The organism is Saccharothrix sp. ALI-22-I (genome assembly GCF_001984175.1).
Classification (GTDB): Bacteria; Actinomycetota; Actinomycetes; order Mycobacteriales; family Pseudonocardiaceae; genus Actinosynnema.
Genome location: NZ_MTQP01000066.1, coordinates 141,671 through 165,016, shown reverse-complemented (window position 1 = coordinate 165,016; position 23,346 = coordinate 141,671). Strand labels below are relative to the sequence as shown.

19 protein-coding genes are annotated in these 23,346 nt (G+C 70.5%); 13 read left to right on the top strand and 6 right to left on the bottom strand.

Annotation, left to right across the window (positions count from 1 at the left end; genetic code table 11):
* The first annotated feature begins 369 nt into the window (after positions 1-369).
* Together ALI22I_RS29330 and ALI22I_RS29325 are read left to right on the top strand one after the other, a co-directional pair.
* A complete protein-coding gene (locus ALI22I_RS29330) occupies positions 370-1,560 on the top strand; it encodes an IS701 family transposase (RefSeq protein WP_077008799.1) in 1,191 nt (396 codons plus the stop codon).
* A 112-nt stretch (positions 1,561-1,672) separates the two neighbouring features.
* Positions 1,673-2,296, top strand: coding sequence for a TetR/AcrR family transcriptional regulator (locus ALI22I_RS29325; protein WP_077008798.1), 624 nt, complete (start codon positions 1,673-1,675; stop codon positions 2,294-2,296).
* Here the strand turns inward: ALI22I_RS29325 and ALI22I_RS29320 are convergent.
* Positions 2,265-3,092, bottom strand: a complete 828-nt coding sequence (locus ALI22I_RS29320) for an LLM class F420-dependent oxidoreductase (RefSeq protein WP_077008797.1) — start codon at positions 3,090-3,092, stop codon at positions 2,265-2,267. The two genes, ALI22I_RS29325 and ALI22I_RS29320, sit on opposite strands and share 32 nt — an antisense overlap.
* 61 nt (positions 3,093-3,153) lie before the next feature.
* Between ALI22I_RS29320 and ALI22I_RS29315 the strand changes: the two genes are divergently transcribed.
* From ALI22I_RS29315 to ALI22I_RS29290, 6 genes are all read left to right on the top strand, one after another.
* A complete protein-coding gene (locus tag ALI22I_RS29315; protein WP_077008796.1) occupies positions 3,154-4,059 on the top strand; it encodes a LysR family transcriptional regulator in 906 nt (301 codons plus the stop codon).
* An 82-nt stretch (positions 4,060-4,141) separates the two neighbouring features.
* Entirely contained in the window at positions 4,142-7,381 is a 3,240-nt protein-coding gene (icmF, locus tag ALI22I_RS29310; RefSeq protein ID WP_077008795.1) for a fused isobutyryl-CoA mutase/GTPase IcmF, read from the top strand.
* Between the two features lie 96 nt (positions 7,382-7,477).
* The gene (locus tag ALI22I_RS29305) at positions 7,478-7,753 is read left to right on the top strand and encodes a hypothetical protein (protein ID WP_077008794.1); all 276 of its coding nucleotides are present in this window, start codon (positions 7,478-7,480) and stop codon (positions 7,751-7,753) included.
* A 92-nt stretch (positions 7,754-7,845) separates the two neighbouring features.
* The gene (locus ALI22I_RS29300; protein ID WP_077008793.1) at positions 7,846-8,277 is read left to right on the top strand and encodes a hypothetical protein; all 432 of its coding nucleotides are present in this window, start codon (positions 7,846-7,848) and stop codon (positions 8,275-8,277) included.
* Complete coding sequence (locus ALI22I_RS29295) at positions 8,274-9,443, top strand: zinc-dependent alcohol dehydrogenase (protein ID WP_077008792.1); 1,170 nt, start codon at positions 8,274-8,276, stop codon at positions 9,441-9,443. Before ALI22I_RS29300 ends, ALI22I_RS29295 begins: the two co-directional genes overlap by 4 nt.
* A gap of 37 nt (positions 9,444-9,480) precedes the next feature.
* Positions 9,481-9,933, top strand: coding sequence for a hypothetical protein (locus ALI22I_RS29290; protein ID WP_077008791.1), 453 nt, complete (start codon positions 9,481-9,483; stop codon positions 9,931-9,933).
* A 246-nt stretch (positions 9,934-10,179) separates the two neighbouring features.
* On the opposite strand, the gene ALI22I_RS29285 is transcribed toward ALI22I_RS29290, so the two are convergent.
* Entirely contained in the window at positions 10,180-11,214 is a 1,035-nt protein-coding gene (locus tag ALI22I_RS29285) for a LacI family DNA-binding transcriptional regulator (RefSeq protein WP_077008790.1), read from the bottom strand.
* A 259-nt stretch (positions 11,215-11,473) separates the two neighbouring features.
* Between ALI22I_RS29285 and ALI22I_RS29280 the strand changes: the two genes are divergently transcribed.
* Genes ALI22I_RS29280 through ALI22I_RS29270 form a run of 3 tightly spaced genes read left to right on the top strand, consistent with a single transcriptional unit; the run spans position 11,474 to position 14,519 of the window.
* Positions 11,474-12,709 (top strand): ABC transporter substrate-binding protein, encoded by a 1,236-nt coding sequence (locus ALI22I_RS29280; protein ID WP_077008789.1) that lies wholly within the window; start codon positions 11,474-11,476, stop codon positions 12,707-12,709.
* Positions 12,706-13,626, top strand: coding sequence for a carbohydrate ABC transporter permease (locus tag ALI22I_RS29275; RefSeq protein WP_077008788.1), 921 nt, complete (start codon positions 12,706-12,708; stop codon positions 13,624-13,626). Before ALI22I_RS29280 ends, ALI22I_RS29275 begins: the two co-directional genes overlap by 4 nt.
* Before the next feature lie 14 nt (positions 13,627-13,640).
* On the top strand, positions 13,641-14,519 hold the full coding sequence (locus ALI22I_RS29270; RefSeq protein ID WP_077008787.1) for a carbohydrate ABC transporter permease: 879 nt from the start codon (positions 13,641-13,643) through the stop codon (positions 14,517-14,519).
* Positions 14,520-14,660: 141 nt separating this feature from the next.
* Here ALI22I_RS29270 and ALI22I_RS29265 read toward each other — a convergent pair whose 3' ends face one another.
* Positions 14,661-15,806, bottom strand: coding sequence for an RNA-guided endonuclease InsQ/TnpB family protein (locus ALI22I_RS29265; RefSeq protein WP_238598627.1), 1,146 nt, complete (start codon positions 15,804-15,806; stop codon positions 14,661-14,663).
* A 99-nt stretch (positions 15,807-15,905) separates the two neighbouring features.
* On the opposite strand from ALI22I_RS29265, the gene ALI22I_RS29260 reads away from it, so the two are divergent.
* Entirely contained in the window at positions 15,906-17,270 is a 1,365-nt protein-coding gene (locus ALI22I_RS29260; protein ID WP_077008786.1) for a GH1 family beta-glucosidase, read from the top strand.
* A gap of 231 nt (positions 17,271-17,501) precedes the next feature.
* On the opposite strand, the gene ALI22I_RS29255 is transcribed toward ALI22I_RS29260, so the two are convergent.
* Positions 17,502-18,281 (bottom strand): DUF3152 domain-containing protein, encoded by a 780-nt coding sequence (locus ALI22I_RS29255; RefSeq protein WP_143532497.1) that lies wholly within the window; start codon positions 18,279-18,281, stop codon positions 17,502-17,504.
* Positions 18,278-19,870 carry a putative glycoside hydrolase gene (locus ALI22I_RS29250; protein ID WP_077008785.1) on the bottom strand — a complete coding sequence of 531 codons (1,593 nt, stop codon included), beginning with the start codon at positions 19,868-19,870 and terminating at the stop codon, positions 18,278-18,280. The genes ALI22I_RS29255 and ALI22I_RS29250 overlap by 4 nt, the downstream gene beginning before the upstream one ends.
* Before the next feature lie 154 nt (positions 19,871-20,024).
* Between ALI22I_RS29250 and ALI22I_RS29245 the strand changes: the two genes are divergently transcribed.
* A complete protein-coding gene (locus ALI22I_RS29245; protein ID WP_443216982.1) occupies positions 20,025-21,080 on the top strand; it encodes a polysaccharide deacetylase family protein in 1,056 nt (351 codons plus the stop codon).
* Between the two features lie 7 nt (positions 21,081-21,087).
* Here the strand turns inward: ALI22I_RS29245 and ALI22I_RS29240 are convergent, their stop codons facing one another.
* Positions 21,088-23,151 (bottom strand): hypothetical protein, encoded by a 2,064-nt coding sequence (locus ALI22I_RS29240; protein WP_077008784.1) that lies wholly within the window; start codon positions 23,149-23,151, stop codon positions 21,088-21,090.
* Positions 23,152-23,346: the final 195 nt, after the last annotated feature.

Sequence of the window (23,346 nt, the reverse complement as noted above, 5' to 3'; positions counted from 1 at the left end):
CGATCCGGTGGTGGAACCGGGAATACCACCACAAGTCAAGTCTAGACATTCGGGCCGACGGCTTGAAAATCTGTGCTCGACCACGGCGCAGGGACGCAACCGTGGTCCTGCCGGCCAGTGCTGGTCGGTTGCTGGGGAACTGCGGGTCACGAACTGGTGAGGATGCGTCGGCGTGCGACGGATCGCGGGCGGTGGCGCTGGGGCCGCCGCGCGCACGGTCCGTCGGGTTCGCGGGTCGGCGGTATTTCGGGGTCCGTGGAGATCTCCTTCGGAATGTGCTGTGCCTCGGCCGGTCGACGTGACGAGCCCGGCGAGGAGTTGTCCTGGGGTTATCCGAAAGCTGGAGGGGAAACCGTGCGTCGGGAAGAGATGGTATCGGCGGGGGCTGATACGTCCGATTTACTGGGGTTGTCCGAGTTCTGCGACGAGCTGTTCACCACCCTGGGCAGATCGGACCAGCGCCGCTGGGCCGAGATGTACGTCAAGGGTCTGCTCGTGGTACCGGGCCGCAAGTCGATACGCAGGATCTCGGAGCTGGTCGTCGGCCGGGACGCCGACCAGTCGTTGCAGCAGTTCGTGAACCAGAGCCCGTGGGCGTGGGCCCCGGTGCGCAGGCGCCTGGCCGAGCAGGTGCACCGGGCGACGCGGCCGCGGGCCTGGGTGGTGCGGGAAGTGGTGTTCCCCAAGAACGGCGGCAGTTCCGTCGGCGTGGCCAGGCAGTACGCCCCCACGGCCGGTCGGATGCTCAACTGCCAGCGTGCCGTCGGGGTGTTCATGGCCGACGAGCAGGGTGCCGCCCCGGTCAACTGGCGGCTGCTCATGCCGAGGTCCTGGGACGAGGACGCCGACCGGCGTGCCAAGACCAGGGTCCCGGACGACGAGCGGTCCAAGCCCGGCTGGCAGTACCTGCTGGACAGCTTCGACGAGATGACGGGCAACTGGGGGTTGCCCGCCGCTCCCGTCGTGGTGGACGTCAGCGGTGACCCGGGCGTGTTCCCGCTGCTGGGCGGGCTGGAGGCACGGGGCATGCGCTACCTGGCGCAGGTCTCGACCACCATGCCGGTGCTGCCGGTGAACCTCGTCGGCGGCCAGAACCAGCCGCACACCGTCGGTCAGCTCGTGGCCGCCGCGGCGCGGCGCGGTCGCACCACGCTGGCCTGGCGTGACGAGGACACCGGTGCGACCACCACGTCCGACTTCGTGGTGGCGACGCTGCCCGGTCACGCCGTGGCCGGGCCGGGCAAGCCCGCGCGGCTGTCGTGGCTGCGGCACGTGCTGGCCGAGTGGCCGGTCGGTCAGGCCCGCCCGCGGGCGGTCTGGATGACCAACCTGGGGGTCACCGGCATCCGGGAGATGGTGGGTCTGCTCCGGGCCCAGGAGCAGGCCGAGGCGCAGGCGATCCGGCTCACCGAGGAGTACGGGCTGCGCCACTTCGAGGGGCGGTCGTTCCAGGGCTGGCACCACCACGTGACCCTGGTGTCGGCGGCCCACGGCTTCGGGCTCCTGCGTGACGTCGAGAGCGAGGGCGTCACCCGGGAACGGCTCCGGCCGTACGCCTGATCGGTGGGGCGGTGGACCAGTGTCGTTCCACCTCCCCCTGGATCGGGGATCCGCCGCGGGTCTGCTCCGGTGTTATGTTAGGGAGAGATCCCAAACCCGCGGAGGAGTAGCCGTGCGCAGATCGGCCGCCCAAACGCGTGAACACGTGCTGGCCATCACCCACGACCTGTTCTACTGGCACGGCATCCGCGCGGTCGGCGTCGACCGCGTCGCCGCCGAGGCCGGTGTGGCGCCCACCACCCTCTACCGGCTGTTCGCGTCGAAGGACGACCTCGTCGCCGCGTACGTCGCGCGGGCGGGCGAGTCGTACCGCGCCTGGTTCGGGCGGGCCACCGAGGCCGACGGCCGCGACCCGCGCGAGCGGCTGCTGGCGGCCTTCGACGAACTGATAGCGCAGGTCCAGCCGGAACGGTCGCGTGGCTGCCCGTTCCTGATGGTGCTCTCCGAGTTCCCGGACCGCGAGCTGCCCGCCCACCGCAACGCCATCGCGATGAAGAACTGGGTACGCGAGAGCTTCGGCGAACTCACCGCGGAACTCGCCGCCACCCACCCGGTCGAGGACCCGGACGAACTGGCGGACGAGCTGGTGCTGGTGATGGAGGGCGTGTACGCGTCGGTCCAGGCGCTGGGCGTGGACGGACCGGCGCGACGGGCACGCGACCTCGTCGACCTGCTGCTCCCCCGACGGGCGGACGACATGGTGGTCAGCGCGGGAGGTCGGCATGGCGCTGCATGAACGCCGTGACGTCGGTGGCGTTGTCGATCGGTAGCGGGAACAGCACGAGCCGGTCGATGCCCAGGTCGGCGTAGCGCTTGGCCGCGTCGGCGTCGATGGTCTGCGGGTCCAGGTGCAGGAAGCTGAGCTGCAGCGGGCCAAACGAGTCCGGACGCGAGACCTCCGCGGCGGCGCGCTGGAGCCCGTCGAGGTGCTTGACCAGGTCGTCCGGGCTGTTGCCGACGCCGTACCAGCCGTGCCCCTTGGTGACCGCGCGGCGGAACGCCGCGTCGCTGTGCCCGCCCACGACCAGGTGGACGCCGGACTTGTCGACCGGCTTGGGCAGGGCGTCGACCTCGGTGAACGACACGTGCCTGCCGTCGTAGGAGGGCGCCTCGTCGGTCCACAGGGATCGCATCGCGTCGATGTACTCGTCGGTGCGCGCGCCGCGTTCGGACGGTCGCACGCCCACCGCGCGCATCTCCTGCTCCTGCCACCCCGCGCCGACGCCGAGCCGCAGCCGTCCGCCGCTGAGCACGTCGAGGCTCGCCGCCTGCTTGGCCAGCACCAGCGGGTTGCGCTGCGGGAGGATCACCACACCGGTGCCCAGCTCGATCCGGCTGGTCACCGCGGCGACGTAGGTGAGGTGCACGAGCGGATCGATGAGGGGTTCGACCTCGTCGGAGGTGGGGGAGACGACGTGGTCGCCCGCCCACCAGGAGCCGTAACCCAGCTCCTCCGCGCGCCTGACCAGATTCGCCGTGTCCTCCGGGCCGATGGTGCCCCGTGCGTTCAGCCCGTGCAGACCTAATTCCATGGTGTTAATACTGGCGACAAGACCCTGGCGCGTCCAAGATCCACTGTTATAACTTCTGGTTATGGACGTCCATGTCCGTGACCTGCGCTACTTCGTCGCCGTGGCCGAGGAGCTCAGTTTCACGAGAGCTGCTCGCGATCGGCTGTTCATCTCGCAGCCGGCGCTGAGCAAGCAGATCCGCCAGCTGGAGTCGATGCTGCGCGTGCCGCTGTTCGAACGCGACCGCAGATCGGTCTCGCTGACCGCGGCGGGCAAGGAACTGCTGCCCCGGGCCCGCCGGCTGGTGCGGGAGTGGGACGAGACCCGCACCGTGCTGGCCGACCAGGCCGCCCGTCGGGCCACGACGCTCAAGGTGGGCTTCCAGACCCGCATCGGCCGCGGGCTCATCCCGTCGGTCACCGCGCGGATGGAGGAGCGGCTGCCCGGCTGGCGGATGCAGTTCCGCCAGATCTCGTGGGCCGACCCGACCGTCGGGCTGCGCGGCGGGGACGTCGACGTGGCGGTGGCGTGGCTGCCGGTGCCCAACTCCGGTGAGCTGTCCTGGCGGGTGGTGGCCACCGAGGAGCGGTGGGTCGCGCTGAGTCGGGGGCACCGGCTGGCGGACGTCGACCGGGTGCCGTTCGCGGAGCTGCTCGACGAGCCGTTCGTCGCGCTGCCGCCGGACGCGGGTCCGCCGCGGGACTTCTGGCTGGCCACCGACCACCGGTCGCGGCCCGCGCGGGTGGTGGCCGAGGCGTCGACCGCGGAGGAGACGTTCGAGGCGGTCGCCTCGGGGCTGGGCGTGGTGCTGGTGTCGGCCGGGAACGCCGAGGTCTACCAGCGCGCGGACGTGGTGTACCGGCCGGTCGACGGCCTGTCGCCGAGCACGTTGGCGGTGGTGTGGCGCACCGGTGACGAGCGGGATGCCGTGCAGGTCTTCGTCCAGGCATGCGTGCGCTGCCTGTGTCCGGACACCGCCGGCGGGTGAGCGGGACCACACCTGGGCCTTACATCCGATAGTTGGATGTCCAAGTATTCTGGTGGCAGCCGCCGATGTCGAAGGAGCCGTCGTGACCGCCACCCCGCTGCACGCCCCGCTGCACCCGGTCCGCTTCGTGACCGCGGCGAGCCTGTTCGACGGGCACGACGCCGCGATCAACATCATGCGCCGCATCCTGCAGGCGCAGGGCGCGGAGGTGGTGCACCTGGGCCACAACCGCTCGGTGCGCGAGGTCGTCGCCGCGGCCGTGCAGGAGGACGTGCAGGGCATCGCGATCAGCGCCTACCAGGGCGGGCACGTCGAGTACTTCAGTTACCTGGTGGAGCTGCTGGCCGAGCGCGGCGCGGAGCACATCAAGGTCTTCGGCGGCGGTGGCGGCGTCATCGTGCCGGAGGAGATCGAGCTGCTGCACTCACGCGGCGTGACGCGCATCTTCTCCCCGGCCGACGGCCAGGAACTCGGCCTCGCCCGCATGATCAACACGATGGTGCGGGCGTGCGACCACCCGCTGGCCGAGCGCCCGCCGTCGTCGTGGGACGGCCTGTTCACCGGCAGTGAGGACGTGCTGGCCCGCGCCATCACGCTCATCGAGGCGGGCGTGCTGCCCGCGGACGTGCGCGAGCGGATGGTGCAGGCCGAGGCGCAGCGCGCGGTCCCGGTGCTGGGCATCACCGGAACGGGTGGTTCCGGCAAGTCCTCGCTGACCGACGAGCTGGTCCGCCGGTTCCGGCTGGACCAGCAGGACAAACTGCGGGTCGCGGTGCTGGCCATCGACCCGACCCGCCGTCGTGGCGGCGGCGCCCTGCTCGGCGACCGGATCCGGATGAACTGCCTGGACGGCGACCGGGTCTTCTTCCGCTCGCTGGCCACCCGCCGCGCGGGCTCCGAGGTGCCCGACGGCCTGGCCGACGCGATCCTGGCCTGCAAGGCGGCCGGGTTCGACCTGATCGTGGTGGAGACGCCCGGCATCGGCCAGGGCGACGCGGCGATCGTGCCGTTCGTCGACCTCTCGCTGTACGTGATGACGCCGGAGTTCGGCGCCGCGTCGCAGCTGGAGAAGATCGACATGCTCGACTTCGCGGACGCGGTGGCGATCAACAAGTTCGAGCGCCGCGGCGCGGAGGACGCCCGCCGTGACGTGGCCCGCCAGCTGGTGCGCAACCGGGAGGCGTTCGGCGCGTCGTGGGAGGACATGCCGGTCTTCGGCACGTCGGCCGCGACGTTCAACGACGACGGCGTGACCGCGCTGTACCAGCACCTGCGCGGCGAGTTGGCGCAGCGCGGGCTGGACGTGGCCGAAGGCGCGCTGCCGGTCGTCCCCGGCAAGGTCTCGACCTCGGCGGCCACCGTGGTGCCCGCCACGCGGGTCCGGTACCTGGCCGAGATCGCCGAGACCGTGCGCGGCTACCACCGCGCCACCGAGACGCACGTGGACGCGGTGCGCCGGGTCGCGCACCTGCGGGCGGCGTGCGCGGAGCTGGAAGCGGTCGGGCACGACACGTCGGCGATCGCGTCGCTGTTGGAATCGGCGGAGAAGCAGGTCGACGCGGTGTCGGCCGAGCTGCTGGCGTCGTGGCCGAAGGTGGTGGCGGACTACTCCGGTGATGAGCTGGTGGTCCGGGTGCGGGACAAGGAGATCCACACCAGTCTGACGCGGGAGACGTTGTCCGGCAACAAGGTGCGGCGGGTGTCGCTGCCGCGTTACGACGACGACGGCACGTTGCTGCGGTTCCTGCGCAAGGAGAACCTGCCCGGCCGCTTCCCTTACACGGCAGGGGTTTTCCCGTTCAAGCGGGACGGCGAGGACCCGGCGCGGATGTTCGCCGGCGAGGGCGACGCGTTCCGCACCAACCGCCGGTTCAAGTACCTGTCCAAGGGCTCGGAGGCGACCCGGCTGTCCACCGCGTTCGACTCGGTGACGCTCTACGGCCGCGACCCCGACACCCCGCCGGACGTCTACGGCAAGATCGGCACGTCCGGCGTGTCCATCGCGACGCTGGACGACATGAAGGCGCTCTACGACGGTTTCGACCTGACCTCGCCCACCACGTCGGTGTCGATGACCATCAACGGTCCCGCGCCGACCATCCTGGCGTTCTTCCTCAACACGGTGGTGGACCAGCAGATCGACAAGTTCCGCGCCGAGCACGGCCGTGAACCTTCGGCGGCGGAGGCGGCGGAGCTGAAGGCGTGGGCGCTGGCGACCGTGCGCGGCACCGTGCAGGCGGACATCCTCAAGGAGGACCAGGGGCAGAACACCTGCATCTTCTCCACCGAGTTCTCGCTGCGGATGATGGCCGACATCCAGGAGTGGTTCATCCGGCAGAAGGTCCGCAACTTCTACTCGGTGTCCATCTCCGGCTACCACATCGCCGAGGCCGGCGCGAACCCCATCAGCCAGCTGGCGTTCACGCTGGCCAACGGGTTCACCTACGTCGAGTCGTACCTGGCGCGCGGGATGAGCATCGACGATTTCGCGCCGAACCTGTCGTTCTTCTTCTCCAACGGAATGGACGCCGAGTACAGCGTGATCGGCCGGGTGGCGCGGCGGATCTGGGCGGTGGCCATGCGCGACCGTTACGGCGCCAACGACCGGTCGCAGAAGTTCAAGTACCACGTGCAGACCTCCGGGCGGTCGCTGCACGCGCAGGAGATGGACTTCAACGACATCCGCACCACGTTGCAGGCGTTGTGCGCTTTGTACGACAACACGAACTCCTTGCACACCAACGCTTACGACGAGGCGATCACCACGCCGACGGAGTCCTCGGTGCGCCGGGCGATGGCCATCCAGCTGATCATCAACAAGGAGTGGGGCCTGTCGGCGAACGAGAACCCGTTGCAGGGCTCGTTCGTCATCGAGGAGCTGACCGACCTAGTGGAGGAGGCGGTGCTGGCCGAGTTCGACCGGCTCTCCGAGCGCGGCGGCGTGCTGGGCGCGATGGAGACCGGCTACCAGCGCGGTCGCATCCAGGACGAGTCGATGCTGTACGAGCAGCGCAAGCACGACGGCTCGCTGCCGTTGATCGGTGTGAACACGTTCCTGCCGGAGGACGGCAAGCGTGAGAACGTGACCATCGAACTGGCGCGGGCGACGGAGGACGAGAAGCGCTCGCAGGTCGAACGCACGCGCGCCTTCGCCGCCGCGCACGCCGCCGAAGCCGAGCCCGCGCTGCGGCGGCTGAAGGAGGCCGCCGCGTCGGAGGAGAACGTGTTCGCGGTCCTGATGGACGCCGCCCGGGTGTGCACGCTGGGCCAGATCACCGAGGCGTTCTTCGAGGTGGGCGGCCAGTACCGGCGCAACGTCTGACGGCCGTCACGCCGCCGGCCGCGGTCGAACTGCCCGGTCGAACCGCCCGGTCGAACGGTGTCGGCTGAAAGGCGGCGGGCCGGCTACCCCGCCGCCATGACCGAGCAGAATTCCCTGTTCTTCGTCGGGACCGCCACGACGGTGCTCAGGTTGGGGCCCTTCACGTTGCTGACCGACCCGAACATGGACGGCGAACAAGGCGTGGACCTGCTGGAACTGCTGCGTCCCCGGCACGCCGTGCCGATCCACTACGACGACTACGGGGTGATGAAGTCACCGCTGTCGGCGTTCGCCGCCGAGGTCGAGCGCCGCAACCCACCCGCCGCGGTGACCTACCTCGACCGCGGCCAGACGTTCACCCTGCCGGGGTGACGGTCACCCCCGGACCGGCCGTCGGCCGTGTCGGTGGGTGAGCCGTCCCACGGCGGGTACCCGCTGGATTCCCCGATGGGAGAGGCGAAGCGATGAACGCAGTCAAGAAAGCCGTCGCGGCGACAGGCGTGGGCGCGGCGGTGGTGCTGGGCGGACGTGCGGTCGGACGTCGGCGGGAAGCCCACCGCGACCGGTCCGAGCACTGGCTCGCGGTGACGATCGACCGGCCGTTCGACGCGGTGTCCGGGCTGGAGGCGTTGCCCGGCCCCCTGGAGGAGCTGCGGGCGCACGTCGACCTGCGCCTCCGCCCGGCTCCCGGTGACCGGGGCACCGAGGTGCTGGCCGTGCCGAAGGACGACGACGTGTCGAGGGAGGACCTGCGTGTGGCGTTGCGGAAGACGAAGTCGCTGATCGAGACCGGAACCGTGATCCAGCCGGACACACCGCCCACCACCCACCCCGGTCCGCTGGGGCGGGTGCTGCGACTGGTGGTCGGCAAGTCGGCGGGGGAGGGACGGCTGTGAGGGCGTTGTGCTGGGAAGGCGTCAACGACGTGCGGGTGCAGGACGTGCCCGACCCGAAGATCCTCGACGACCGCGACCTGATCCTGCGGGTGGGGCTGAGCACCGCGTGCGGCTCGGACCTGCACCTGCTCACCGGGCACATCCCGTTCATGCAGGCGGGTGACGTGATCGGGCACGAGTTCATGGGCGAGGTGGTCGAGGTCGGCTCCGGCGTGACCCGCCACCGGCCGGGCGACCGGGTGGTCGTGGCGTCGTTCATCGGCTGCGGCGAGTGCTGGTACTGCCGCAACGACCTGTGGTCGCTGTGCGACAACACCAACACCAACCCGGGCATCACCCAGGCGCTGTGGGGCGCCGACCCGGGCGGCATCTTCGGCTACTCGCACGCCATGGGCGGTTTCCGGGGAAGCCACGCCGAGTACGTGCGGGTGCCGTTCGCCGACCACACCGCCATCCCGATCCCGGAGGGCGTCGACGACCTGAGCGCGGTGTTCGCCTCCGACTCCGCGCCCACCGGGTGGATGGGCGCGGACCTCGGCGGGGTGCGACCCGGTGACGTCGTCGCGGTGTGGGGCAGCGGCGCGGTCGGGCAGATGGCGGCCCGCGCGGCCCAGTTGCTGGGCGCGGAGCGCGTGGTCGTGGTGGACCGCTTCGACTACCGGCTGCGGCAGGCCGAACACGTCTTCGGCGTGGAGACGCTGAACTACGAGCACACCGACATCGGCGCCGCACTGCGCGAGATGACCGGCGGCCGCGGCCCGGACGTGTGCATCGAGGCGGTGGGCTGCGAGGCGCACAGCTACGGCCCGCAGCACGCCTACGACCAGGTCAAGAGCAAGCTGAAGCTGGAGACCGACCGGCCGATCGCGGTGCGCGAGGCGATCCACAACTGCCGCAAGGGCGGCTCGGTGTTCGTGCTCGGCGTGTTCAGCGGTCTCGTCGACAAGTTCCCGCTCGGCGCGGTGATGAACAAGGGCCTCACGCTGCGCGGCGCCCAGCAGCACGGACAGCGCTACATCCCGATGCTGCTCGACCGGATGGCCTCGGGTGAACTGACGACCACCCACCTGGCCACCCACGTCCTGCCGCTGGAGGAAGGCGCGCACGGCTACCAGCTGTTCAAGGACAAAGAGGACGACTGCGTGCGCGCCGTCTTCCACCCTTGATCGGGTTCGACCACACCGCCAGGGGTACCCGAGTGGTATGAGTTCCGACGAGCTGAACGCGTACGCACCGCCGCAGGACACCGGGTCACCCGACGCGGTCGAGACCGACCCGGCGACGCTGAACAGCGCCGAGGACCTGGACGAGGACCGGCTGAGGCAGGACCCCCTGGAAGCCGGCATGGACCCACCGGAGCACTGGACCGGCGCGGACAAGTACGGCACCACCCCCTACGAACAGGCCCACCCGCGACCCCTGGACGAGCGGCTGGGCGAGGAACAGCCCGACGTGACGGCGACGGAAACGCGCCGCGACCCGATCTACGAGGACCAGATCGGCCGGGACCCGGGCGTCGTGAGCCTGGACGACGTCACCGGGCAACCCGCCGACGACGCGCGAAACCTGGCCGAAGCCGAGCGCCGCGGCCAGGCCGCCGACGAGCCCGGCGGCCCCACGGCCGAGGCACTTCGGCTGCCCGACGACCAACCGTGACACGGGCCGGCCCGTGATGCCGACCGGTTCGTGACGCGGGCCGGCTGGTGACGCGCACCGACTCGTGACGCGGGCCGTCGCTCCCGCTCGACGCCGTTCGACGCCGAGCCGGGAGCGGCGGTGCCGTCCGCTGAGTTGTCCACAGTCCGGCTGACCGGCCCGAGAATTGTCGGTCCCTGCTGGCATGAGCAAGATCAGGGTTCCCCTGGGCGGGGACCCTTGCGAAGCCGTGCCGTGGGGCCGGGTTCAGCGGCTGGAGGCGCGCACGACCAGCTTGGTCGGCAGGAACGCGGGTTCCGGTTTCTCGCCGCCGTGCACCATGGTCAGCACGGCCCGCGCCGCGGCCACCCCGATGCCCGCCTTGTCCTGTGCCAGCGTGGTCAACGGCGGGTCGACCAGCGCGGCCAGTTCGATGTCGTCGAACCCCACCACGGCCAGCTCGCCCGGCACCCGCAGCCCCGCGTGACGCGCGGCCAGCAGTGCGCCGACGGCCATCTCGTCGCTCGCGCAGAACACCGCCGTCGGCGGCTCCGGCAGGGCGATCAGCGCACGCATCGCCGCCTGGCCGCTCGGCCGGTAGAAATCGCCCTCCACCACGTACTCCGGTGGCACCTCCATGCCCGCCTCGGCCATCGCCGTGCGGAAGCCGTCCATCCGGTCGACGGCGGGGCGGTTGGCCCGCGGCCCGGTGATGGTGGCGATGCGGCGGTGTCCCGCGCCGACGAGGTGCCGCACGGCCAGTGCCGCGCCGCCGACGTTGTCCGACGTCACGTACGTCGCCCGCGGCCCGTCGACGTCCACGTCCACCGCCACGCACGGCAGCCCGGACTGGGCGAACGCGGCGAACGCCGAGGCGTCCCGCCCGCTGTCGATGAGCACCAGCCCGCCCAGGTGGTGCCGCCGGGTCATGTTCACGTACGCCACCGGGTCGGCCAGCGACGCCCCGACCGCCCGCAGCGCCGCCGAACCGCTCGTGGCGAGCATCAGCAGGTGGTACCCGTGCGCGCTCAGCGCCGACTTCAACCCGATCAGCAGCTCCTGGAGGTACGGGTGCCGCCAGCCCGGCCGGCGGTGGTCGGTGTCCCACACCAACCCGATCAGCCCGGACCGCTTGGTGGCCAACGCGCGCGCCGACTCGTTGGGCCGGTAGTCCAGCTCGCGGGCCACACGCTCCACCACTTCGCGCTTTTCCTTGCTGACGGTTAGCGGCTGGTTGAAAACGCGTGAAACGGTCGCCACGGACACGCCGCACAGCTGGGCGATCTCACGGATCGTGGTCATCTCCAGCCCTTTCTTTGTAACCGCTTACAGGCCTGCCGGGAGGGTGCTCTGACCAGGGTGGAAACCCTACCACCTGCGGAAACGTGAAACCCCGGGAACAGTCAGGTTATCGCTTCGTTACTTGACGGTGTCGCGGGCCACGGCTGTCATGTAAACCACACCGGCCGGGCCGTCAGCCCGACCGAATTCGCCGGAAACCCCGGATCGACCCTACGCGTATCCGGCGTGCCCGAAAACGGAACGGAAATGGAGCCGCGAAATGAGACGAACCGGGACCATGGTCGGCGTCGGCCTGCTGGCCGCGAGCTTACTGGCCGGTTGCAGCAGCGGCGCGAGTGACGGCAAGACCAGGATCACGATCGGCCTGTTCGGCAACTTCGGCTACCAGCAGCTGTTCGAGGAGTACGAGAAGGCGCACCCGGACATCGACATCACCGACCGCACCGCCTCCTACTCCGACCACCACAAGAACCTCGCCGCGCACCTGGCCACGAACAACGGCGCCGCCGACATCGAGGCCGTCGACGTCGGCTACATCAACCAGTTCAAGGCCAACCCCAACCAGTTCACCGAGCTCAAGTCCGATATCAAGGACCGCTGGCTGGACTGGAAGTGGGAAGCCTCGCTGTCCAAGGACGGCAAGCAGATCGGCTACGGCACCGACATCGGCGGCCTGGCCATCTGCTACCGGCGCGACCTGTTCGAGGCCGCCGGCCTGCCGAGCGACCGCGACCAGGTCTCCGCGCTGTGGCCGACGTGGGAGCAGTTCATGGCCACCGGCAAGGAGTTCGCGGCCAAGGCCCCGGCCGGCGCCAAGTTCTTCGACGGCGGCCCGACCGTGCTCAACGCGATCGTCGGCCAGGCGCCCACCGGCTACTACGACAAGTCCGACAAGATCGTCGTCGGCGACAACGCCGACATCAGGAAGGGCTGGGACCTCGTCGCGCAGGGCGTGGCCGATGGTCTGTCCGCCGGCCTGCTGCACAGCACCCCGCAGTGGAACACCGGCTTCAAGCAGGGCCAGTTCGCCACCCTCGCCTGTCCCGCCTGGATGATGGCCAAGATCAAGGACCAGGCGCCGGACACCGCCGGCAAGTGGGACCTCGCGGCCGTGCCCGGCGGCGGCGGCAACTGGGGCGGCTCCTACCTGACCGTGCCCAAGCAGGGCAAGAACGTGGACAAGGCCGTCGAGCTGGCCACCTGGCTCACCGCGCCCGAGCAGCAGGGCAAGGTCTTCGCCAACGCCGGCCTGCTGCCGTCCACGCCCTCGCTCTACAGCGAGCAGTCCGTGGCCACCAAGCAGGACGCGTTCTTCAACAACGCCCCCGTCGGCCGGGTGTTCACCGACGCGGCCCGCGCCTTCAAGCCGCAGTACCAGGGGCCGAAGGCCGGTGACGTGCAGACCGAGATCGGCAACGCCATGCAGCGCGTCGAACAGGGCAAGCAGAGCCCGGACGAGTCGTGGACGCAGTTCGTCCGCGACGTGACGAGATGAAGACGGACTGGCGCGAACGCCGCCACCGGTGGGACATCCGGTACGCGCCGTACGCCTACATCGCGCCGTACTTCCTGCTGTTCTCGGTGTTCGGCCTGTTCCCCCTGCTCTACACCGCGTGGGTGTCGATGCAGGACCGCAACCTGCTCGACGGCGACGCGGCCACGTTCATCGGTCTCGACAACTACGTCGAACTGCTCACCGCGGACCCGTACTTCTGGAACGCGATGGGCAACACGCTGAGCCTGTGGCTGCTCACCACCGTCCCGCAGATCCTGTTCGCGCTCGGCATCGCGCAGCTGCTCAACCGGCGGCTGCGCGGCCGGACGTTCTTCCGGATGGGCGTGCTGCTGCCGAACATCACGTCGGTGGCGGCCGTGACGATCGTCTTCGCGCAGCTGTTCGGCCGGGACTTCGGCCTGATCAACTGGGCGCTGGAGCTGTTCGGTGCGGGCCGGATCGACTGGCAGGCAGGCACTGCCAGCTCGCACACCGCCATCGCCGCGATGGTGGTGTGGCGCTGGACCGGCTACCACGCGTTGATCTTCCTGGCGTCCATGCAGGCCATCCCGACCAGCGTGTACGAGGCGGCCCGGCTGGACGGCGCGAACGGCTGGCAGCAGTTCTGGCGGATCACCGTCCCGATGCTGCGCCCGCAGATCATCTTCTCCACCGTGATCGCCACCGCGGGCAACATGCGGCTGCTGGCCGAGCCGCTGCTGTTCAACCCGGGCGCGGGCGCCGAGACCGGCGGCTCGGACCGGCAGTTCCAGACCGCCGCGCTCTACCTCTACGAGCACGGCTTCAAGAAGTTCGACTTCGGCTACGCGTCGGCCATCGCCTGGCTGCTGGTCATCGCGACGGTCCTCATCACCGGGCTGAGCTACCTGGCCGCCCGCCGCATCCGGACCGACTGAAAGGGCTGGACAAAATGACCAGCGTGCTCGAACGGCCGGCTCCGGTCGCCTCACCACCGCCCAAGCGGCGGCGGACGTTGCGGCTGCCCGGACCGTGGACCTACGCGGCGCTGATCGCGGTGCTCGCCGGGTCCGCGTTCCCGGTGTACTGGTCGCTCGTCGTGTCCTCGCAGACACCGGACAAGGTGACCAGCGTGCCGCCCGTGCTGGTGCCGGGTGGCAACCTGTTCGCCAACATCTCGCGGGTGTTCGACCAGACGGACTTCGCGCTGGCGATGATGAACTCGCTGATCGTGTCGGGGACCATCACCGTGTCGGTGGTGTTCTTCTCCACCCTGGCGGGCTTCGCCTTCGCCAAGCTGAGGTTCCGCGGCCGGTCGGCGCTCATGCTGCTCGTCGTCGCCACCCAGGCCGTGCCCACCGAGCTCGGCGTCATCCCGCTGTACATGATGATGAGCGACCTCGGCTGGGCGAGCGAGATCCACGCGGTGATCGTGCCCGGCCTGGTCACCGCGTTCGGCGTGTTCTTCATGCGCCAGTACTTCGAACGCGCCGTGCCCGACGAGCTGCTGGAAGCCGGCCGGATGGACGGGTGCAGCTCCCTGCGCCTGTACTGGCACGTGGTCCTGCCCGCCGCCCGCCCGGCCGCCGCCGTGCTCGGCCTGTTCACGTTCATGCAGGCGTGGAACGACTTCTTCTGGCCGCTGGTCGTGCTGACCCCCGAGAACCCCACCGTGCAGTACGCGCTGAACACCTTGGCCAGCGGCTACACCACCGACTACACCCTCGTGCTCACCGCGGCGACGATCGGCACCGTGCCGGTGCTCGCGGTCTTCCTCCTGTTCGGCCGCCAGATCGTCGGTGGGATCATGCAAGGCGCGCTCAAGGGTTGAGCGCGCGCGTGCGTGCGTTTCAGAGCTCCTTGCTTGACGTCCACCCCCGGCCCGAAGGCCGGGATTTGCCACCAGGCTCGCGCCCGGCAGTTCCTGTTTCTTCCGCCCACGAGGGGAGGGTTGCGCCAGATGCCTTGCCGACTATTGCCGGGCTGGTCTTACTCCGGCTCCGCAGGCTGTGACCGCCCGCCCGGCGGCCAGGATGTTCGTCGCGGCGTTCACGTCGCGATCATGTGTGGTGTCGCATTCGGGGCACGTCCACTCTCGGACGTCCAACGGCAGTCGGTCGAGCAGGTACCCGCACCGCGAGCACGTCTTCGTGCTCGGGTACCAGCGATCGACCACGATCAGTTCACGCCCGTACCAGCGGGTTTTGTAGTCCAGCATCGACCGCAACTGCGCCCAGGATGCGTCGCCGATGGCGCGGGCCAGCATTCGGTTCCTCATCATGCCGCGCACGTTCAGATCCTCGATCACGACCGTTTGGTTCTCACGGACGAGCCGAGTGGACAGCTTGTGCAGCAGATCCCGACGCCGGTCGGCGATCCTCGCGTGGACACGGGCGACCCTCAGCCGGGCCTTGGCGCGGTTGCTCGACCCTTTCTGTTTGCGGGACAACGTCTTCTGGGCGCGGGCAAGTCGGGCGTGGTCGCGCTTCCCGTGGCGGGGGTTCGTGATCTTCTCTCCGGTGGAGAGAGTGACGAGCGCGGTCAGCCCGGCGTCCACGCCGACCTCGGCCGTGGTCGGCGGCAGGTGCTCGATCGTGGTCTCGACCAGGATCGACACGTGCCAGCGGCCCGCCGCGTCCCGGGAGACGGTGACCGTCGACGGCTCGGTCCCCTCTGGGAGGGGGCGGGGCCAGCGGATGTCCAGTGGCTCGGCCATCTTCGCCAGGGTGAGCCGGCCGTCACGCCAGCGGAACGCCGAGCGGGTGTACTCCGCCGACGCCCTGCCGCGCTTACGGGACTTGAACTTGGGATACTGCGCGCGCTTCTCCCAGAACGACACGAACGCACCTTGCAGGTGGCGCAGGCACTGCTGCAACGGCACGCTCGATACCTCGTTCAGAAAAGCGAGGTCGTCGGCCTTCTTCCACCCGGTGAGCAGTGCGGAGGTCTCCACGTAGCTCACCCGCCGCTGTTGCTCGTACCAGCCGACCGTCCGGGCTTCCAACGCCTTGTTGTAGACGAGGCGGACGCAGCCGAACGTTCGCAGCAGCTCTTGCTCCTGCGACTCGCTCGGATAGAAGCGGTACTTGAACGCCCGCTTCACCAAGGTCCTCCCCACTGTTCACACATTAACAGCTTGTACGTGAACGCCAGTCGAGTGTCGTCCTCGCGAGGATCGACCGGCGTGTACGCCGAATAGCCCCCATTGGAGTTTCAGATGACCGACTTCCCCCAAGGATTCCGCTGGGGCGTCGCCACTTCGGCCTACCAGATCGAAGGGGCCGTGGACGCCGACGGGAGAGGACCGTCGATCTGGGACGCGTTCGGCGCGGTGCCGGGTGCGATCGCGGGCGGCGACACCGGGGCCGTGGCGTGCGACCACTACCACCGGATGCCGCAGGACGTGGCGCTGCTCGGCGAGCTCGGCGTGGACGCGTACCGGTTCTCGGTGTCCTGGTCGCGTGTCCTGCCGACCGGCGCGGGCCGGGTCGAACAGCGCGGCCTCGACTTCTACCGCAGGTTGGTGGACGGGTTGCTGGAACGGGATATCGAGCCGTTCCTGACCTTGTACCACTGGGACCTGCCGCAGGCGTTGGAGGAACTGGGCGGCTGGCGGTCCCGTGACACCGCTTCGAGGTTCGCCGAGTACGCCGTGGTCGTGCACGACGCGCTGGGCGACCGGGTGTCGAAGTGGACGACGTTCAACGAGCCGTACGTGTCCTCGATCGTCGGCTACGGCGAGGGCAGACACGCACCCGGCGCGCGGGAGGGCCACGGCTCCCTCGCCGCCGCGCACCACCTGATGGTGGCGCACGGACTCGCGGTGCAGGCCATGCGCGGCACGTCCGGCCACCAGTTCGGCATCGTGCTCAACCAGTCGCCGTCGACGCCGGTCACCTCGTCGGAGGCGGACGTCGCCGCGGCGCGCAGGCATGATCTGTTGCTGCGCCGCCAGTTCACCGAGCCGCTGTTCGCCGGCCGCTACCCGGACGACTACGCGGAGACGTTCGCGGGCGTCACCGACCTGTCGTTCCGGCAGGACGGCGATCTGGAGCTGATCTCCACGCCGCTGGACTACGTGGGCATCAACTACTACTACCGCCAGCACGTGGCCGACGCGCCGCACCGCGACCCGGACCCGGCCACCCGCACGTCCATCGACATCGGCATCGACACGACGCGGCTGCCGGACGTCCCGCGCACCGCGATGAACTGGCCGGTCGAGCCGGGTGGCCTGACCGAGACGTTGGTGGGGCTGAAGGACCGGTACCCGGACCTGCCCCCGGTGTACGTGACGGAGAACGGGTGCGTGTACCCGGACAACCCCGGGTTCGTGGACCAGGAGCGCATCGACTACCTGCGCAGCCACCTCGCGGCGGCGCGTGACGCGATGACCGCGGGCGTGGACCTGCGCGGCTACTTCGTCTGGTCGTTCCTGGACAACTTCGAGTGGGCGCACGGCTACAAGCACCGGTTCGGCCTGGTCCACGTGGACTACGACACGCTGGTCCGCACACCCCGGGCCAGCTTCCACTGGTACCGCGACCTGGTAGCCCAGCAGCGGATTGCTGCTGCTGGGTGACCTGCGGGCCACCGTCGCGCGGCAGCGTGTTCCGCGCGACGGTGGCGTTCACCCGGCCGCTCACATGATGTTCACCCGGCCGTTCACGTGGTGCTCGGCCGGTCCGCTGTACGAACGCTTGCGCAGAGGTCCTCGCCAGGGGGACCCCTGTTTTTCATTCTACCGACGGGGTCTGACAATTCGGCGTGCTTCGCCGGCCCGCCGAGCGGTTCGCCGACCGCGGTGATCGCGTCACGGCCACGGGTTCGGTGTGCACGACTTGCCGTCCGGCGTGACCACGACGCCCTGATCGCTGCCACTGATGATCGACGCCAGCCCGTCGTTGTCGACGCTCAACGTCTGCTGCATCATCACCGGCGCCGGAGCACCGTCCTCGGGGCACACCTCGTGGCCGAAGCCGAGGAAGTGCCCGACCTCGTGGTTGACCGCGTAGGTCCGGTAACCGCCCAGGTCGCCGCCGTAGGTGTGCGCGCCGCGGAACCAGCGCGCCGTGCTGAGGTGGACGACCGGCCCCATCCGGCACGACGTGTCGTAGGGCAGTTCGAAGCCGCACAGCGTCCGCGCGGTCTCCTGGGACGTCAGCCTGATCCGCAGCTCCGGTTCCACATCACCGCCGACCCGGCGGAACGCGTACCGCCCGACCCACCCGCGCGGGTGCCGCAACGCGTGGTCCACCACGGCGGCGAACGAGTCGTCGCCGTGCGGCAGCACCACCCCGTCCTCGACCTCGACGGTGTAGGTGATGCCGGTGGTGCCACCCGCCGACGCTGGGACGACCCGCCACGTTCCCGCGCCGTACTGCGGGAACGGCGGGCCGACCGGCAGGTCCGCGCTGGATCGGAACGTGTCGATCGGCGGCGCGCTCTGAGTGGGTGTCGGCGCGGCGGGCACCACACCGGCGGACGGCCACACCACGGTGACGGGGTGCGCGATCGCGGAGTCCAACGCCACCACGGTCATCGCGGCCAGGCACACCCCCGTCAGGTAGGGCACCAGGGAAACCGGCTTCATGCGGGCTCCAGACCGGCCGAGCCGTAGGCGCAGGCCGCGTTCCACAGCAGGAACGACGGGGCTCCCGCGTCGGCCGTGGCCACCACCTGCGCCTGCACCTCACGCGGTCCGTAGGCGTGGCCCAGCGAGAACGCCTGGAGCCACGGGATGACCGCCGCGCCGGTGCCCTCGGTCAGCCGGACGAAGTCCGCGACCGAGGCCCGCACGATCTCGTACGGCCGGGCGTTCGGGTTGTCCACGCCGTACTCGCCGGGACCCCAGTGCGACGGGTAGACCATCGGCGCGACGTAGTCGACGTGCGCCGACATGGCCGGGATGTCCTGCGCGACGTCCAGCGGGCTGTGCGCGGCGATGCCGAACACCGACGCGCCCAAGTACGCGCCGAGCGGGCGGACGGCGGCCCGGTTGTCCCGCAGGAAGTCCACTATGGACTGCTCGGCGGACGTGGTCAGGCCGGGGAACGCCATCTGCCCGATCGGGCCGTCCGGCCGGCGCACGTAGTCGTAGAGGATGTCGTCGAAGCCGAGCGACGCGGCTTCTTTGGCGATCGCGATGTTGTAGTCGCGGACCTCGGGGTTGGCGAAGTTGGTGAACGCGTACTGGCCGTAGTGCGCCGACCAGGGCGCGCCGGACGCGTTCTGCGCCACCCGGTCGCGCGCGCCCGACTCCCACGACGCCTTGCCCAGCACCGGGTCGCGGAACGCCACCAGCCGGCCGACCACCCGCAGCCCCAGCCCGTGCAGCTCGTCGAGCACGGCGCGGGCGTCGTAGTGGTTGCGGTTCGCGCCGATCTGCCTGGCCAACGGCACCTGCGAGTCGTAGCCGATCTCGCCGCTCTCGTCCTTGATGTCCAGCTGCACGGTGTCGATCCGGCCCTCGCGCGCCATCGCCAGCACCGGGTCGCGCAACGACGCCGTGGCCCACGCGGCGGCGCTCATGTGCACCCCGCGCATCCCGGGATGGGTGACCTTGACCGCGACGTCGTGGTGTTGCGCGTTGCCCGCGGCGTCGTTCGCCCCGACCCTGATCAGCATGGGCACCGACGCCAGCGACGCCTCGAACCGGCCGTCCCGGACCGGTACCCGCTGATCGCCGATCAGCACCGAGTCCGCGCCGTCGACGCTGCCCCGCACGGTCACCGGACCGCGCGGCGACTTGGCCTCGGCCACGTCCACCCTCAGCTCGGGCGGCGTCGCGTCCACGGTGAACCGGCGTTCCACCTCCGCGTCGGGCAGCCACGGCAGCGGGTTGTCCGCCCGCACGGTGAGAGTGTGTTCACCCTCGCCGAGTTTCACCCCGGTCAACGTCATGCGACCGTCGGCGCGTTGCGCCTCTACCGGTTGTCCGTCCACGTGCACCGTGACACGGTGCAGCTCACCGGGGTCCGTGGTGGTGATGGACACGCGCTCGACACCCGAAGGAGTGATAGATAGTCCGTCGGTCAGGTCGTCGACGGCGAGACCGACGCCACGACTGTGCACGATCGTCGTCACGACCCCCGCGATCAGCAGCAGCACCACGACACCGACGGCCGGTATCAGTACGCGCTTCCTCTTGCGAGCTGAGTCCTTCGGGGCTGAATCCGACATCCGGCGACTCCGATCTGGGGTGTGACACCAGCGCTACCACCGAAGCGCTACCACCGAACTAACCCTGTTGCCCGCCACCAAACCGAAGGTCATCCGAAGGGGTGTACTCCTGTTTCCGCGGGCATTCACGCGCAACCATCCGAGGGTGAATTCCATATCGTCCAGGCTGATCGCGGCTGTCGTGGCGCTCGTCGTGGCCCTGTGCTGCGGATGCGCCGCCCAGCCCACGACCGAATCGCCCGAACAGGCCGCGGCCATGCCGCCGCCTTCCTCCGCCGCACCCGCTTCCGCCGCACTTGCTCCCTCCGCGCCTGCTTCTTCTGGGCAACCCGACCCGGCGGCGGTCCGCGCCAACGAACTGGGGCAGGTCCCGATCCTGATGTACCACCGGCTGGTAGATCAGCCGACGTCGGTCTACGACCGGACACCGACGGCGTTCCGGGCCGAACTCGAACGGCTGGCGAACGAGGGGTACGTGCCGGTGACGACAACCGAGTACGCGACCGGCCGCATCGACATCCCGGCCGGCGCGCACCCCGTCGTGCTGACCTTCGACGACGGCGACGCGACGCAGTTCGCGCTCGGCCCCGACGGGCAGCCCGCGCCCGGCACCGCGATCGCGATCCTGCTCGACGTGGCCGCGCGGCACCCCGGCTTCCGGCCGGTGGCGAGCCTCTACGTCAACGCGGCGCCGTTCGGTTCGGCGGACGGCGCGGCGTTGCGGTGGCTGCGCGATCACGGGTTCGAGATCGGCAACCACACGCTGGAGCACACCAACCTCGGCCTGGCATCCGATCAGCGGGTGCAGGAGGCGATCGCGTCGGGGCAGCGGGAGATCCAGCGGGCCGTGCCGGACTACCGGGTGTCGAGCCTCGCGCTGCCGTTCGGCGCGGTGCCGGCCAACGCCCCGCTCGCCCAGCGGGGAGCCTCCGACGGCGTGTCGTACGACTACGTGTGCGTGCTGATGGTCGGCGCGGGCGCGGCACCGTCACCGTACTCGGCGGAGTTCGACCCGCTGAGCACGCCGCGCATCCGGTCGCAGGACGCGACCGGTGAGGAGGCCCGTTACGGCTCGACGGTGTGGCTGGACCAGTTGGCCGCCGCACCGGACCAGCGCTACACCTCCGACGGCGTCGTCGACCGGATCTCCTACCCGACCTCGGCGGGCACGCCCGCCCCGCAGTTCGCGGACCGGGCCGTCGGCTACTGACCCCCGGTCAGGCGGTGGCGCGGGCGTGGTTGCGCAGGGCGACTGCGGCCCGTTCCAGGCTGCCCAGCACGCCCTGTGGCAGCTCGTGGTGGCGTCCCACGACCTCCTGCACCATGACCTGCATCGGCGCGGACTCCTCCGCCTCCACCACCGCGAGCACCTTGAACGCCGTGCCGGGCGGGAACACCACCCGCTCCTGGATCACGCTGCCGAACGAGTCGACCACCGACACCCGACGACCGGTCACCGACCACATCAGGAACTCGACCCGCCCGTCGACCGGCATGGTCGGCCCGGCCACCGTGTTGAGCAGGCCGTGCTCCACCAGCACGTCACCCGTGCGGTACCGGCGCGCCTCGCCCCAGCACACCGTCACGCCCTGGTGCGACGGCAGCCGGCGCAGGCCCGACACCACCGAAGCCGCGTACGGCCACAGCCGACCCAGCTTCCCGGTGCGCAGCGCCTCGACCAGGATCTCCTCGTCGTGCTGGAGACACGCCGACACCGCCGCGAGGTCCGTCACCACCGCTTCGAACGCCTCCGGGTCGTCCGGGCGTTCCACTATGTGCCGGCACGCCACCGCCGCGTGCTCCCCGTAGCGCTCGCCGAGCATCCGGCGCAGCGCGTCACGTTCCTGCTCGGTGCTGCGGTGGTCGGGCGGGACGATCTCCTCGCCGACCTGCTCACCCCACACCGGCGCGGGGGAGTCCGACAGCGGCCCGTCGACGCTGAGCGGCACCGGCTCGTCCGCCACCACCAGCGGCGGCGGCTCCTCCTCCGCCACCGGCGGCCGGGGCATCGGGGACGGGTCGCAGAACACGACCTTCAGCAGCCGCCGGACCTCCGGCTCCAGCCGTTCGACCAGCGACGCGCCCGCCACCGCGACCGCGCCCGCCGTCGTGCGGCCGGGCGTGCCGACGGTCAGGCGCGCCCACTCCGGGTCGACCGGCAGGGACCGCACCTCGGGGCCGTTGTCCTCCGCGTCACGCACCCACAGCCCGGACGGCACGACCTCCAGCACCACGCCGCCGCCCAGGTCGAAGATGCCCGCGCCGCGCTCCACCAGACCCGGCACCGGCACCCGGTAGCCCGAGACGACCGGCACGCCCGCCGGCGCGTACCGCACCTCGGTCACGTACGGCCGCCACGTCTGCTGACCGCGCGGGTTCACCGCCACCACGGCCGCGCCGTTGCGCAGCGACGCCACCGGCAGGCCCGTGTAGAGCGAGATCGGCTCGCCGAGCTGGTCGGCCACCGCCTGCGCCTGGTGCTCGCCGCCGTACCAGACCAGCCGCACCCGCGACCGTGCCGCGGACGGCAGGCCGCCCAGCAGTCGGCACACCTCTTCGGTCGGGATCGGCGGCTGACCGGGACCGCCGATCACGACGGTCAGCACGTTGTCCCGGCACGGCAGCCCTATGACCGCCCGCGCGTCCGGCGCCTGGGGGTCGAACTGGGCGCGCTGGGCCCGCAGCCACAGGCCCGCCGGGATGGGTTCGGAGATGCCGACCTCACCGGTCGGCCACGGCGTGTTCGGATCGACGGCCTCCCAGTTCGGCACCGGGAACCTCCGGCCCATCGGCACCGGCGAGGCGCCCGGCAGGAACCGCAGCCAGCAGCCGTACCCGCCGTTGCCCGCGACGAACGCCGCGCCCGGCACCGTGGTCACGGCACCGTCCGGCGCCACCACCTCGGCCTGCAACTGCTCGGTGAGCCACTGCGCCGGAGCGGTCGGGCGCATCGAGCCGGAGTGCGAGGTCATCAACCGGACCGGCCCTCTGCCGTGCAACGCGGCGGCCACGGCCGGCCAGAACCCGTTCTCGTCGCCGTTGGGCGGGTCGATCACCACCACCGTGCGGCCTCTGTCGACCGGCAGGCTCCGTCCCAGCGCGACCGCAGCCGGGGTCGCCCCTCCGGGCGGCCCGATCACCAGCGTCGCGCCCGCGAACGACGCGGAGAACTGGGCGGGCGCGGATGCGGGCGCGGGCGGTGGGGGTGAGGGCATGGGCTCTCGCTCGACCACGGGCTCCACCAGCGGGGCACGCTCCTTCGGTGCGGCACGTCGGAACATCAAGGCGCCCGATCACCTCCAGGCACTACAGTGCGGGACCGCCCGCACTCTACGCGGACGGCGCCAGGGTAGGGGTGGCCGCGTTCCACCGCCCTCGTCCACTGTGGACCACAAACGGTCGCCCACCGCACCCGACCAGCGCGAGTGCAAAACGTCACGACCCCTTAACAACGCGTGCGCGGTCGCCGCACACTG

Bases quoted from the DNA above. Each gene is read 5' to 3' on its own strand.
- ALI22I_RS29330 (WP_077008799.1), top strand. From the start codon at position 370: ATGGTATCGGCGGGGGCTGATACGTCCGATTTACTGGGGTTGTCCGAG.
- ALI22I_RS29320 (WP_077008797.1), bottom strand. From the start codon at position 3,092: ATGGAATTAGGTCTGCACGGGCTGAACGCACGGGGCACCATCGGCCCG.
- ALI22I_RS29315 (WP_077008796.1), top strand. From the start codon at position 3,154: ATGGACGTCCATGTCCGTGACCTGCGCTACTTCGTCGCCGTGGCCGAG.
- ALI22I_RS29305 (WP_077008794.1), top strand. From the start codon at position 7,478: ATGACCGAGCAGAATTCCCTGTTCTTCGTCGGGACCGCCACGACGGTG.
- ALI22I_RS29300 (WP_077008793.1), top strand. From the start codon at position 7,846: ATGAACGCAGTCAAGAAAGCCGTCGCGGCGACAGGCGTGGGCGCGGCG.
- ALI22I_RS29290 (WP_077008791.1), top strand. From the start codon at position 9,481: ATGAGTTCCGACGAGCTGAACGCGTACGCACCGCCGCAGGACACCGGG.
- ALI22I_RS29285 (WP_077008790.1), bottom strand. From the start codon at position 11,214: ATGACCACGATCCGTGAGATCGCCCAGCTGTGCGGCGTGTCCGTGGCG.
- ALI22I_RS29280 (WP_077008789.1), top strand. From the start codon at position 11,474: ATGAGACGAACCGGGACCATGGTCGGCGTCGGCCTGCTGGCCGCGAGC.
- ALI22I_RS29275 (WP_077008788.1), top strand. From the start codon at position 12,706: ATGAAGACGGACTGGCGCGAACGCCGCCACCGGTGGGACATCCGGTAC.
- ALI22I_RS29270 (WP_077008787.1), top strand. From the start codon at position 13,641: ATGACCAGCGTGCTCGAACGGCCGGCTCCGGTCGCCTCACCACCGCCC.
- ALI22I_RS29260 (WP_077008786.1), top strand. From the start codon at position 15,906: ATGACCGACTTCCCCCAAGGATTCCGCTGGGGCGTCGCCACTTCGGCC.
- ALI22I_RS29255 (WP_143532497.1), bottom strand. From the start codon at position 18,281: ATGAAGCCGGTTTCCCTGGTGCCCTACCTGACGGGGGTGTGCCTGGCC.
- ALI22I_RS29250 (WP_077008785.1), bottom strand. From the start codon at position 19,870: ATGTCGGATTCAGCCCCGAAGGACTCAGCTCGCAAGAGGAAGCGCGTA.
- ALI22I_RS29240 (WP_077008784.1), bottom strand. From the start codon at position 23,151: ATGTTCCGACGTGCCGCACCGAAGGAGCGTGCCCCGCTGGTGGAGCCC.